Genomic DNA, 12,229 nt, shown 5'->3' with positions numbered 1-12,229 from the left:
AGTAAACTGACCTCCGCCGGGTACCTTACCTCTGCGTCTCCGAAGACCCCTGTAAGACTGGCGTTTCCCTTGGACTACCGCGAACGGCTGTTCCCCAACCTGTTCGCCGATGGAGATTTGCCGGCATGATGCTGGTCAAAACGTTTGCCTTGACCGCTTCTCAAGCGGTTCGGTGAAGAACCAATGGACTACAAGGTTCGGATCACTGTTGGAAGATACCGGCGCGCACGCGACTTCCTGTCTGACCTCGCACAATTGAAGGCCTTTCGCGGCGAATATGCCGGACCCGCGCTGCTGGAGGGCCTGGAAGAACTGGGGCTCTTGCGTCCGCGCATCCGTCTCTTCTGGCCCGATCCCATCGCCCGGCGCATCTGGTTGGAGACCCACGAATGGGCGAAAACCCTCCATGACCCGGTCGAACCCGATGGTCCGAGATTGGAAGCCGCCGCCGACCTTTGGAATGCTCTTCAGGATGCCAGCTTCAAGAGCCTCAATGCGAAAGCTCACCCTTTCGATGCCCCAAAACCGGAATGGGCGGAATTCCTACAAGAACCGGCCCAACAATCGTTCATCCCCCATCGTGATCGACGTGTTCGCGTATCGAGCGATGAGAGCCCCGATCTTCACGACAGCGACAGTGTCCAGGACTTCTACTCGAGTTGGCAGTTGCTGTTGGCGGCCGAGCTTGCGGATATGGGTATCCACATCCGGGTGAATATGGCGAGCGATGACGTAGCTAAGCGCGTCCGGGACGACATCCAAAATGGGCGTTGGCCAGGAGGAAGGGCCTCGGAAGCACTTTCTTCGATCCGGGCGCTCCGTGACTTCAAAACGCATGAGACCACTCTCGACGCGATCGAGTGGTCGCGTGAGGAGGAGCAGTACCGTACAATTCGCTTGCTTCAAGGTTTGGGTGGCGGGCGTATTGTTCTCAATGACGAACAGATCGCGGAGAGAGACGAAATACGCCGGTCCGTCGCAAAAGAAGCCTGTGAGCGGTTCAGCGTGGGCTCGGACGACCTAATCAACTGCTGCAAGTTTCTGGCGAAGCAATGGCATGAATGGCATCGGGAAGGCCGTCCCCTCATCGCCGACGCCTATAAGATCTTTCTCGCGGAAGGGGTTCGATTGCTCCAAGTCCATTTCGAAATGAGTTTCGTGGAGATCAACAAAGCCATCGGATTTCAAGGCTCCGGCATGCATCGCACGCTAGAAGTCATTTGGCCCGATTGGGATGCGGAACAGGTCGAACGCCTGGTTTACACGCTGCGCGCCCCGGACCTGTCGGAAGACCAAGTGAGAGAGTTTGGAGCGTTTCTTCGTGGGAACTTTCAGGACGCGATTTTCCATCGGCTGCAATCGTTCGAAAAACACGCTTTTGAATACGGTCACGCCCGGATCGCCGGCATGCAAAGTGACCTTCAGGGAATGTCGGTTGCGGTTGAACAAGTGGTTCGTGCCCTGGGCGGACAGGGCACCCAGCTTTCCAAAATGTTCCGTGACCTATGGGATGGAACCGAGGTCGGGCGGATCTTAAAGAAACAGAAAACCTTACTGGAGCGCGGCCTGCCATTTGAAGACCTGCTCGAAGAGATAGACGCGCTCAGGGGTAGCGGCAGAGAACATGAAAAAGCGGCGGACCTCATTCTTGCGACGCGTGTCCGTGGCTCTGTCCACCACGCCGTTCAAATCGAAAATCAACTGGAACTCGAGCAGCTGTTGGTCAGAGTCCTCCGCGCCGCAGCATTGACCCACGCGTTTCTGAAGCCGGTCGATACCGATTAGGGTTCAGCATTCAGCCCCGCATCCTCTAGCAATTCACGATCAGGAAGGTCGCGCAGGCTTTCCAACCCAAAGGCGACGAGGAACTGCTTCGTGGTGACGAATGTATAGGGGGCCCCTCGCCGGGGCGCCCTTGGCCCGGACCCGATCAGGTCGCGCGCATGCAGCCGGCCGATCAGGTCGCGGCTGATTTCCTTGCCGAAGATGTCCTTGAGCCCGTCGCGCGTGATCGGCTGGTGATAGGCGATAGAGGCCAGGACCGCGATGTCGAACTCGCTCAGTTCCAGCAATTGATCGCCGACATCCGCCGCCGCCCGGATCGCGGGCGCATAGGCCGCCCGTGTCCGAAACAACCAGCCGCCGGCGACTTGGGCGATTTCGAACGCCCGCCCCTCCAGATCGGCGGCAAGGTCCTCGATCAGCAGGTCAACCGAGGCCCCCTGCCCCACCACGCGGGCAAGGTCTTCGCGCGGCACTGGCGCGGCCGAGGCAAAGAGTACCGCCTCGATCCGGCGCATCCATTCCCTCCAACGCAGCTCAGGCGGCAGATCGGACAACTCGCGATCAAGCTCCGGTTCGAGTCGATCCTTTGCCATCCCTACACCCCGTAGAGCCGGAAGGTGTCCCGGCCGGTCAGCTCGCGCACCGCGCCGAGGTCCACCAGCCGGTCGCAGAGCCGCCGCGCGGCGCGATCCGGCAAAGGCAGAGCCGAGGGCGCGAGAGCATCGCGTGTCAGGAACATCGCGACCGCGTCGCCCGCCCCCTTCGCTCGCAGCTTTGGTGCCACCGCTTTCAGATGCGCCGCCCGACGCGCGAGGTCGGCGGAGAGACGCACGGCCTCGACCGCTGAGGCGATAAGCGCGCGATGGCAGGCGAGCAGCAAGTCCTCGCCTCGCTTGCGCAGGTCGGCGCGTTTCAGGGCGGGGGCCAGCAGCGGCACAACGTGATCCCAACTGAGGACTTGGGCGAGAGCCGCATCCGCGAGGATCAGCCCTGCTACCTCTGCGCGCGGTGCCTCGCGCAGAACGGCGTCCAGCGCCATCGCGGCCCGGGTCACGGGCGCCCCTTTCCACGCACCGAGCCAGGTCCCGATCTGGCCCGGCTCGAAGGCCGGTAAGGCTCGTCCCAAAGCCTTGATCGACACCGGCCGCTCTGCCGCGCGGCGCCAGGCAAGGTAGGTTTCACCGAACGGTCCGGGTAGATCGCCGGGCCGCAACAGGTGCACCGCGTCGCGCAGCTCCCCTGCCCGCTCCGGGCGCCCCGAAAACACCATACAGGCCTCGGCCGCACGCAGCGCGAGCCGGTCCCGCAACAAGGCTTGGGGGACCGCCTCGCGTTGCAACACAAGATGCAGGTGGCTCAGAGACGCACCCGACAAAAACGCAACATCTTCAAGGGTTTCAGCGCGTGCAGAGGTGACCCAGACAGGCATCCGGGGTAACGTGTCCAAGTCGTTGATCTGATCCGGTCGAGCAAATGTCATGCCCTGAGCCTACATTGTCGCGGCGCTTTATACCAGAAAATAGCGAACTAACCGCCTCGCCTTACAGTTTGCATTTATGTCCAATAAGTTTGCATTATCGGACATAAAAAGATATGCTGGGAAACAGTTGAATTTCACCGCTGGATTTTCTGGAAGATGGCCTCAGAGACTGAGAAATCGACGTCAGCGCCCTTTGGTGGGTTGGATGATGCTCGCGTCGACGAGAGAGATCAAGAGGAAAGCGATGGGATCGCCCTGCCCTCCCATGTCGCTGGATCCGGGACACTCGATCGACTGGTGGAGAACGCGCGCGACTACGCCAGGGCCTCGACGGCCGAGAACACCAACAAGGCCTATGCTGCCGACTGGAAACACTTCGCGCGTTGGTGCAGGCTGAAGGGTGCGGAGCCCCTACCTCTGTCCCCGGAAATGATCGGCCTCTACCTGACCGATCTTGCTGCGCCGACAGGCCCCTCCCCTGCCCTTTCCGTCAGTACAATAGACCGCCGCCTGTCCGGCCTCGCCTGGAACTACGCGCAGCGCGGGTTCGCGCTCGACCGAAAGGATCGTCACATCGCCACCGTGCTGGCCGGGATCAAGCGCAAGCATGCGCGACCACCCGTCCAGAAAGAGGCCATTCTCCCCGAGGACATCCTCGCCATGGTGGCTACTTTGGGTTTCGACCTACGTGGGCTACGTGACAGGGCCATCCTGCTCCTGGGATATGCCGGTGGTCTCAGGCGCTCGGAAATCGTCAGTCTGGATTTCAGGAAAGACGACACACCCGACAGTGGCGGCTGGATCGAGGTTCTCGACGATGGCGCGGTACTGATCCTGAACGCCAAGACAGGGTGGCGCGAGGTCGAGATCGGTCGCGGATCCTCGGACCAGACCTGCCCGGTGCATGCGCTCGAACAATGGCTGCACTTCGCCAAGATCGATTTTGGTCCAGTCTTCGTGCGCACCTCGCGCGACGGAAAGAAAGCGCTGGAGGCCCGCCTGTCGGACAAACACGTCGCCCGCCTCATCAAAGCCACCGTCCTGAAATCCGGCATCCGGTCGGAACTGCCCGAGAAGGACCGCCTCGCCCTGTTCTCGGGCCATAGCCTGCGCGCCGGCCTCGCCAGCTCGGCCGAAGTCGATGAACGTTATGTCCAAAAGCAGCTTGGACACGCCTCGGCCGAGATGACCCGCCGCTACCAGCGCCGCAGGGACCGGTTTCGGGTGAACCTGACCAAGGCCGCGGGTCTTTAATCGCGCAACCCATCACGCCGCCTGCCCGCTGAGCCTGCCGTAGAAGCTGCGCTCGAGATGCAACTCCCCTGCCCCGGCTTTCTGGACAATGCCTCGAAGATAGCCACCCGGAGAGGCCACTTCACCGGCGCAATGCTTGTCGAAGGTCAAAACCAGCGCAGCTGTCGCGATTTGTGGCCCAAGACGATCCTGAGCGAGGTTCCAGGCATGCTCGGAAACGCCAATCATCGGCCTCAGCTGCCCGGCAACCCGGTGCAAATCGCCCCAATCCTTCAGATATCCGCCCATATTGCGCGCCCAGGACGCAAACTCAGGACAAGCCTGCATCACTGTCGGCAAATCAAGCGCAACCCCACGTTTTTTGCGGGTTTCAGCAACCCAATCTTCCAATTCCCTATCCACCTGCTCTTCCGGTGGCGCATTGGGCGCCACGCCCGCCGCTTGCTCAGTTTCTGAGCGATTACAGGATACAGGATTAAGTTGGGTTGTAATTAGTATATGAGGTTCAGAATTGACCTCCCTGGGGTCCAATTTTTGAGTCTTTTCACCGACTTGTTCGGTGGTTTCGGCCGTGTTCTCCACAACGTCATCCGCCCGAACTGCCTTGAGATAAGTCGCCTCGACCCGCTCCTGGAGCTCTTTGAACCAAGCCAGGAGCCGCGTGAGCGTCTCAGAGGCCGTGTTCCGGCGCGGAAGACGGTCCAGGAGATCCTCGAACAGCCCTGAAAAATGCTCCCAGGGCCCTCTCAGCGTGCTGCTGAAGGCCGCTTCGATCCGGGCGCGGATCATACGGCGTGCAACCGTGATCTGACGCTTCAGGCGCTGGCAGAGCTCGCGCTCGGCCTGCAATTCGGCCTGGAGCTGCTCAAATTCCTCAACACGTGCTGACAGCGGGGACAGATCGAAGCCGTAGGCCTCGATAATGCGCCCGTCAGCGTCCCTGTGGCCCCACCGTTTGCCGTTAGGGCTGTCCTTGAAAGAAATCACCCCGATCTCGGTCAGGCGCCGCGCATGGCGCTTGAGCGCCGAGAGCGAGAAGCCCGTTTGCTCCATCAGGTAGGCGTTCGACGCCCAGACAATCGGGCGCTGCCCCTCTTCCCAATCCTGGGCTTGCGTGAATGCCCCAAGCGTGTCGAGAAGCAGCATGTCGCCGGCCTTGAGGCCAATGTGAGCGCCGACGCGCTTTACTGCCACAAAGGCCCGTGTTTTGGGTACGCCCGCCTGTTCGCCGACCTGTGCGAGCTGTTCAGCGACCGCGAGTCCGGCCGTCGCTTTGCGCCACCCCGAGGGTTGGTTGATATTGGACATACCTCCACCGTTCTGAGGCATGACTGTCCCAGTCGCTCCATGCGGAGCATCATCGAATTTTGTCATTTTCTAACTAGGCACAGAAAACCTGTTCGCCCGAAGACGTTTTTCGTTGTTTAGCGATTCGCGGGCTGCTAGGATTGTGGTGTCAAAACAAATCGCGCTTTGTGCGCAGCAGCCCTCGGGACTTCGGTTTCGAGGGTTTTCCTTTTGGTGCCGTCCTCCTTTCTGCTCGTTGCCTCTGTTCTGACGGTTAACAGCTGTTAACCGCCGCTATCCTTCATGGTTTTCTGATTGAAACCGCTCGAAGGAATCCTGAATGAGCTGGTCCAGGTTTTGATCCAGCCAATTTGCGAATTTCGCGTGGTCTCCCGCCCTCCTTACGGTCAACGAAAGACCGGACTGTCCACTCTTGATTTGGACGCCAGGAAGTGGCGAGCGCTCCTCAACAGCACGCTCTTGCTTGCCGCGCTTACCGATCTCTTTGAGCACAAGCTCCAAGCGACCGTCGGATTCCAACTCACCTGATCGGCGCAGAACCCCAAGAGCGGCCTTTTCGGTCAGCTGTTCCTTTTCAAACGCCGTCGCGAGGGTCGTCCATTTGGGACGCCCTGCCCCCGGCGCGGCGCCGATCGCTTCACCGACAGCGGAGGGGACCAAGCGGTTGATACGCTCAAGTTGCGACAGGGTGTTTTTGCTGATCGCCAAAGCTTGGCATGCCTCGGCACGCGAGTAGCCCTGCTCCAGGATCGCTTGAGCGAACCGAACACGCTCATAGTAACTCAACTCTGCACGGCCTGCGTTTTCAAGGCCCTTCGCCATTAAGGCATCGGTATCATCGAGCGTCCGGATTAGGGCTCGCACGGGTATCCCCAAATGGCGGCAAGCAAGAATGCGGCGTTGGCCATAGATGACTTCAAAATGACCGTCACGGTCCTTTGATGGGCGCAGAAGCACTGGGACTTGCTGTCCAGCCTCTGCGATGCTGGTTGCGAGGTCCTGGATGGAATCGTGCGGAACTTCGTTGTTAACAGCTGTTAACTCGATATCCAGCCGGTCCTTCGGGCCCCAGGCCAGGATCAAGTTCGTGTCGATTTCCTGAATGCCGCCAAGACCAGCACGGACAGACCCGATGGTGCCTTTCGGCAAGGTTCGGTGGGCTCTTTCTGAACCGCCCTCTTTAGATGCTTCACTTGCCGCTGTGATCGCCGCCATGATGCCGGTTTTGTTTTTCCCCATCGCCATGATTAACGTCCCCATGCCTTTTGCAGCATCCCTGCGATCTCCGCACCGACTGCATCCATACTGTTCTTTGCCCGATCATAGGTCGACCGGGTCATCTCGGATCGTGCAACCTCATAGATCGACATCTTGAGCATCGATGCATCGCCTATCGCAGTGCTTCGCAGGCCGGTCGCGCCTACGACTCGATCCTGGAAGAGCGCGCGCATAAGGCTCACGATCTGCTGACTGGGGATGTCACTCGGATCGTCTCGCGTAATGAGAAAGGAGAAGAAGTCATGATCGAGTTTAACGCCCGTGTCCTCGATCACACCGAGATAAGCCGAGGTCATTTCGACAAACTGCTGTGTCGAAGCAAGATCGAGCATGCTCGGTGTCATCGGCACAATCACGGAAGTCGCTGCGTAAAGACCCGTCAGCGTCAGAAAGCCAAGCGCTGGTGGACTGTCGATGACCACCACATCATAATCGCTCTCAACGGACTGAATCGCCTGGTCGAGCTTCTCAAAGAACGCAACGCCACGTCCAGCATTAACCGCGGTCTCAGTCTCAAATTCGCTCAGCACGAGGCGGGCAGGCGCCAAATGCAGGCCAGGGAAATAGGTTTCCACGATAGCGTCAGACATCGGCACCGGATCGTCATAACGCAGCGCGTCGTAGATTGAGGCACCTTCGAATTCCAATTCCGTTTGAATTCCGCAAAAGCCGGTGAGGCTTCCTTGAGGGTCCAAATCAATTGCCAGAACACGATACCCGCTCAGGGCAAGGTAGTGGCAAAGATGGATGGCGGACGTGGACTTCGCAGATCCGCCTTTGAAGTTCATCAGCTGAATGACCTGAAGCTTGTCACCCTCACGGCGGCCAGGGAGGTACTTTCCGGGCTTGCGTGAGCTTGCCTCCAGCAATTGCCGCGCGTTTAGGATCTCCGCGCCGGAATAAAAGCGCCGCCCATTCTTAATCAATTGCGGCTCCGGCAAGGACCCGTCGCTATGGCACTTGCGCAAGAATTGACCGGTCACGCCGAGGAGCTCAGCAGTCTCTGTAGCGCTGAATAGTCTCAAATTCTTTCGCTGATCCGGCGCATATGCTTGTTGCAGATGAGTCGTGAGCGCGGTGTGTAGACGCGCTGCCATCTGGCTTGTAAGCTCGGATTGAGACGCCGCTTCGATTGGTGCCGTCTGGAACATGGTTGCTATTTCTCTGCTCGAACACGCTTATTTGCGCAACTTGACTCTAAAGGCCGTGATTCACCTTGTTAAGTCAAGGATTTTGTCCACAGATTGTGCCTCGCAAGAGACCGCGCACTAGGGAAGCTATGGCCACAACGCGGAGTTAACAGCTGTTAACAGCACGCGTGAGACAAGATCGCCGGACCTCGCAAGGCCCGGCGCTGAGCTTATTGAGCGTCCTTCGGCCCCCAAGGGATCACCGCCTGAAGCGTGTCGTCCTCTTGATGTGCAGCCTTGCCGAGATTGGCGTTGAAGCCGAAGTCCCGGATGCTCATTGTGAAGTAGTCAGCACCGGTGTCACGGTTCTGCTTCTTCCAGATACCGCCGCATTCGACCAGGCGACCGCGTGGAGAGCGACCAAGAACACGGTGCGTCGGTGCCATCGGATTGTCGCTTGTAACGGGCTCGACGGTGATATCGATGTCGAAGGTCAAGGTGGAGATCGAACCGACGCCTTTTGCGGCCTCGATATCGGCACTTTCGAATTTGATGCAGTTGGTGGTCATTGCCTTGCTCCTTTTCTGGTGTTGTAATGATGGTCAGAGGGCAGGGGAAAATGGCCTGAACACACCGCAGGCGGAGCGAAGCGGAGAAGGGTAGGGGGCCCGAATTTTGCCCCGCGAGGAATGACCCGAAGGGGCAGGGGACAATTCAGGCAACCGCCCTTTGTGTTCGGGACAGACCCTGCGACCAGCATGTCATGCAACACCGAATGAAGGTGCACAGACGGGCAACCAGCGGCGTTCAGGAAGTGCCGGGCACAGCAAGAGTGAAGGGGCCGAAATACTCCGCCCTTCCCACTTCGACTCCCTAAGAGAGCGGCCTGCGACATCCATGGATGGTTTGAGCAATCTCTGACGCCGACAGCGCCTAGTGGTCAAGTGAAAGGGCCGGTGGCGCACTTCACCACCGGCCCCGTTTCACATTCGGGAGTATTTCCCGCACAAGCTACGCCAAGCTTTCGCGAGCCTCAGAGAAATCATCAAGCCACCAGGGGGAGCTGAAGATGTCAATCGGCGATGCGCCACAGGCCGGACAATGCCAGAGATTTGCCGCAACTGCCTTTCCTGATGATTGTTCGTCGCAGTGCAAACAGTACCAAGTATCACTCTCATCCCGATGAATCGGATGAAGCACACGACCTTGGGCGTCCGGTTTCGTTGAGCGCCTTGGCCAGTCCGATGCAATGCGTGCACGCACCTGTTCGGCTTTGACATTGGCAATTTCCAAAGCGCGAGCAACGAAGTCGGGATCACTTACTGGGTTCACCTTGTACCGCCTGTCGGTCACCTGAACACTTGGTGGTCTCGAAGGCGCCTCAGGGACATGGATGAGCCAGCCGCGGCCGCTCATGTAGACGTCATCCATAGAGACATCGATCCTGTAGTGATGTGGGCCGATCTGTCCCTGGCTTTCACCGCCGGGATCGCCGAACATCTCGGAGATCTCGTCCGGCTCCCCTTCGTTCGGAACCGCGCCAGGATTGACTTGTTCGAGCAAGCTGGTCGCTTTGGCCAGGTCTTCCGGCTGTGGGTTCCACCCATTCTTGTTGGCAGCGGACACCGCGTACCAATGGGCATGTCCGAGTTCCTGAGCCACCATATCGAGTGCCTCATGGTGTTCGATGCGTTTTGACCTCGCAATCTTCTTTGCGATGGTCTTCAGGTCTTTCATTTTGCGATCTTGTGTCATGATCCATTCCTAGTTCCGGATCTGACTAGGTGCCCGCTACTAATCGATCCGCTAAGAAGGGGTCGATGAAAAAAATTAAGCACTGCAAGGCTTTGCGTGGCGGGCACACCGGCCTGTGCGGAAGGCCAACTACAATATCGGGTTTCCACCAAGGATCGTCAAGTACTGGTCTAGTTCGGTTTCTGAAATCAATCCGCACCGCCTCGGCGGTGCTCCCGCGCGGACAGCGCCGGTCCGGCGGCGGGGCAGGGGCTTGTCCTTCTGCCCCGCCGCCGGACAATTTCCCAAGCCTCGCGTCTTGACGTTAATTCAAACAAAAAGAAGCCCCGCCGAAGCGGGGCCAGTTGGGTCTCCCACGAAGGAGCCGTCAGGTGCAGTCGGGCACCCATTTGTCGAGTTTGGCTTTTTGATCGGGGGTCAGGCCCATGAGCTTCTGGGTGGTCGGGTCGCTCACGAGCTTTTCCATCTTCTCGGCTTTTTCGGCCTTCTTGAGCTTGGCGAAAGCGACGACACGTTCGTCGCGGGCATCGCAGTCGAGGAACTCGCAAAGCAGATCGACAAGGTGGCTAACTGAGACCCGCGAGAAAAAATTCTCCGCCGTGGGCGTCCAGTACTTGCGGATATCGGCTCCGGCTTCCTCCGCGATCAGATCGAAGAACTCCGTGCCGCCAGCCCGATAGGGCAGGGTGCGCGCGATCGCCTCGGTGATCTGGGCGTTGCGGGCTTTCTTGCCGGTCTCACGGAAGGTGGTAAAAGCTTTGGACAGGTCTTCGACACGAGTGCCTTTCTGCCAGTAATCGCTGGAATCGATCCCATGTTCCAAACGCGGTTCGCAGGTGAATCCATCCTCAATGCTTGGTGCATTCGTGGGGCGATCCAGACGAATGCCGAACACACTCTCAAAGCTGCCTGACGCCTCCGACAGCCCAAAGCCCAGCAGGTCCAGAACAAGCTCCGGTTTGGCCAGAAGCGCCGCCTGTACAGACGCCAGCCGGATCGCCCGCATGTCTGCCACGAGCTTTTGCGAGTAGGGGGATTTCGGGGTGTCAGACTTGGTGGTTTGCGGTGCTTGCAGGACACCCGCCTCAATGGCGGCTTTCTTGTCCTCGGGGCGGACCAGACCGGCTGTGACCTCGAGCTTGCCCGATGCGTTCACGAGGATGACGCAGCCTGCATGGGCTTTCTGATCCTCGGAATAATCGCCATCGAGAAGGACCTGCAATTCCGAGAGCCGTGCTTCGCCGTCTTCGTCCAGAACCCCGCCATTGGCGAGGTCTGCTAGTTCGTCGTATTCCTCGGCTTCTTCCTCGGTCAGTTCCCCTTCGATTGTGTAGAGACGGGCCAGTTTCATCTGGTCCAACTCATAGTAGTTGAGCCAGGCCTCTGGTCGGGCTTCGGCCCACGCCCAGCCTTGTGTGTCGATCAGATCGGCACGGGCGGCTTCCAGCTTCTCGGTGAACAGCCGATCCAGAAGGGCAGGGGAGGCAAGGTAGGCTTCATCGGAGAAGAGGTCACGCGTGACCGTGCCACCCTCAGCCTCATAGGCCTCGATGCCGACGAACTTCGCACGGCGGTCGGTGGCCTTGATAGCGTCGGGATGCAGCGCATTCTTTATCGCACTCTCGGAAACCGCTTGACCTTTGACCTGATCCAGAAGGCTCAGGGTGAGCGCTTCGTCATCGGAAAGCGTGAAGGCCTTGGCGGTGCCGAGACTGATTTCACCTGCGGCCAGCGAGTCCAGCACCGGCTCGGGCAATCCGGCAAGGGCCAGTCGTTGATAGACACGGGCCTCGGTCACAGCAAAGGCGAGGGCGATTTCAGGAACGGTCGCACCGCGTTCCTTCATCCGTCCGAAAGCGCGGATTTCGTCAGCAGGGGTCATGTCCTCGCGGGCGGCGTTCTCGGCACTGGCCCAATCCTCGGCTTCGGCAGCGTCAGCCGCAAGCTTGACCGGCACCGTGTTGAAGGGATGGGCCTCGGACCGCTCGGCGATCATCTGGATCGCCCGCAAGCGGCACCCGCCCGCGACGATCCCGACCTTGCCGTCCTCGTCCATGAGGCCCGCAAGATTATGGATAAGGCCGAAGCGCTCGATGCTGTCTGCAAGGCTTTCGATATGCGCCTCGGAGACCGCTTTGCGCGGGTTCAGGTCAGAGATGTAGAGCATCTCCAAGGGGACTTGCAGGATCACGGCGCTGGCGGTGTCTGCTTGGATGGATTGTTGCTTGGTCATTGGATT

10 protein-coding genes and 1 pseudogene are annotated in these 12,229 nt (G+C 59.3%); 3 read left to right on the top strand and 8 right to left on the bottom strand.

The genetic code is table 11. From position 1 onward, the window contains the following. Together AC2FNY_RS17280 and AC2FNY_RS17275 are read left to right on the top strand one after the other, a co-directional pair. Positions 1 to 129: pseudogene (locus AC2FNY_RS17280) on the top strand (Fic family protein); the annotation flags it as partial. A 54-nt stretch (positions 130 to 183) separates the two neighbouring features. Next, positions 184 to 1,785 (top strand): hypothetical protein, encoded by a 1,602-nt coding sequence (locus tag AC2FNY_RS17275; protein ID WP_496803222.1) that lies wholly within the window; start codon positions 184 to 186, stop codon positions 1,783 to 1,785. Here the strand turns inward: AC2FNY_RS17275 and scpB are convergent. Next, complete coding sequence (gene scpB / locus AC2FNY_RS17270; protein WP_496803221.1) at positions 1,782 to 2,378, bottom strand: SMC-Scp complex subunit ScpB; 597 nt, start codon at positions 2,376 to 2,378, stop codon at positions 1,782 to 1,784. The genes AC2FNY_RS17275 and scpB overlap by 4 nt on opposite strands. A gap of 2 nt (positions 2,379 to 2,380) precedes the next feature. Next, the gene (locus tag AC2FNY_RS17265; RefSeq protein WP_496803220.1) at positions 2,381 to 3,265 is read right to left on the bottom strand and encodes a DUF1403 family protein; all 885 of its coding nucleotides are present in this window, start codon (positions 3,263 to 3,265) and stop codon (positions 2,381 to 2,383) included. A 156-nt stretch (positions 3,266 to 3,421) separates the two neighbouring features. Between AC2FNY_RS17265 and AC2FNY_RS17260 the strand changes: the two genes are divergently transcribed. Further along, positions 3,422 to 4,519: a tyrosine-type recombinase/integrase gene (locus AC2FNY_RS17260; protein ID WP_496803219.1), complete on the top strand. Its 1,098-nt coding sequence runs from the start codon at positions 3,422 to 3,424 to the stop codon at positions 4,517 to 4,519. A 12-nt stretch (positions 4,520 to 4,531) separates the two neighbouring features. Here the strand turns inward: AC2FNY_RS17260 and repC are convergent, their stop codons facing one another. The 6 genes from repC to AC2FNY_RS17230 all read right to left on the bottom strand — a co-directional run bounded on the left by repC (position 4,532) and on the right by AC2FNY_RS17230 (position 12,223). Beyond that, positions 4,532 to 5,827 carry a plasmid replication protein RepC gene (repC, locus tag AC2FNY_RS17255; protein WP_496803218.1) on the bottom strand — a complete coding sequence of 432 codons (1,296 nt, stop codon included), beginning with the start codon at positions 5,825 to 5,827 and terminating at the stop codon, positions 4,532 to 4,534. A 273-nt stretch (positions 5,828 to 6,100) separates the two neighbouring features. After that, on the bottom strand, positions 6,101 to 7,072 hold the full coding sequence (gene repB / locus AC2FNY_RS17250; protein WP_496803217.1) for a plasmid partitioning protein RepB: 972 nt from the start codon (positions 7,070 to 7,072) through the stop codon (positions 6,101 to 6,103). A 2-nt stretch (positions 7,073 to 7,074) separates the two neighbouring features. After that, a complete protein-coding gene (repA, locus tag AC2FNY_RS17245) occupies positions 7,075 to 8,256 on the bottom strand; it encodes a plasmid partitioning protein RepA (RefSeq protein WP_496803216.1) in 1,182 nt (393 codons plus the stop codon). 209 nt (positions 8,257 to 8,465) lie between these two features. Then, positions 8,466 to 8,804, bottom strand: a complete 339-nt coding sequence (locus AC2FNY_RS17240; RefSeq protein ID WP_496803215.1) for a DUF736 domain-containing protein — start codon at positions 8,802 to 8,804, stop codon at positions 8,466 to 8,468. A 442-nt stretch (positions 8,805 to 9,246) separates the two neighbouring features. Further along, on the bottom strand, positions 9,247 to 9,990 hold the full coding sequence (locus AC2FNY_RS17235; RefSeq protein ID WP_496803214.1) for a hypothetical protein: 744 nt from the start codon (positions 9,988 to 9,990) through the stop codon (positions 9,247 to 9,249). A gap of 367 nt (positions 9,991 to 10,357) precedes the next feature. After that, a complete protein-coding gene (locus AC2FNY_RS17230) occupies positions 10,358 to 12,223 on the bottom strand; it encodes a ParB/RepB/Spo0J family partition protein (protein WP_496803213.1) in 1,866 nt (621 codons plus the stop codon). Positions 12,224 to 12,229 lie beyond the last annotated feature (6 nt).

Source organism: Ruegeria sp. BHSC223 (assembly GCF_059613025.1).
Note: the sequence above shows the minus strand (reverse complement) of the source record. Positions and strands in the feature narration are given on the sequence as shown.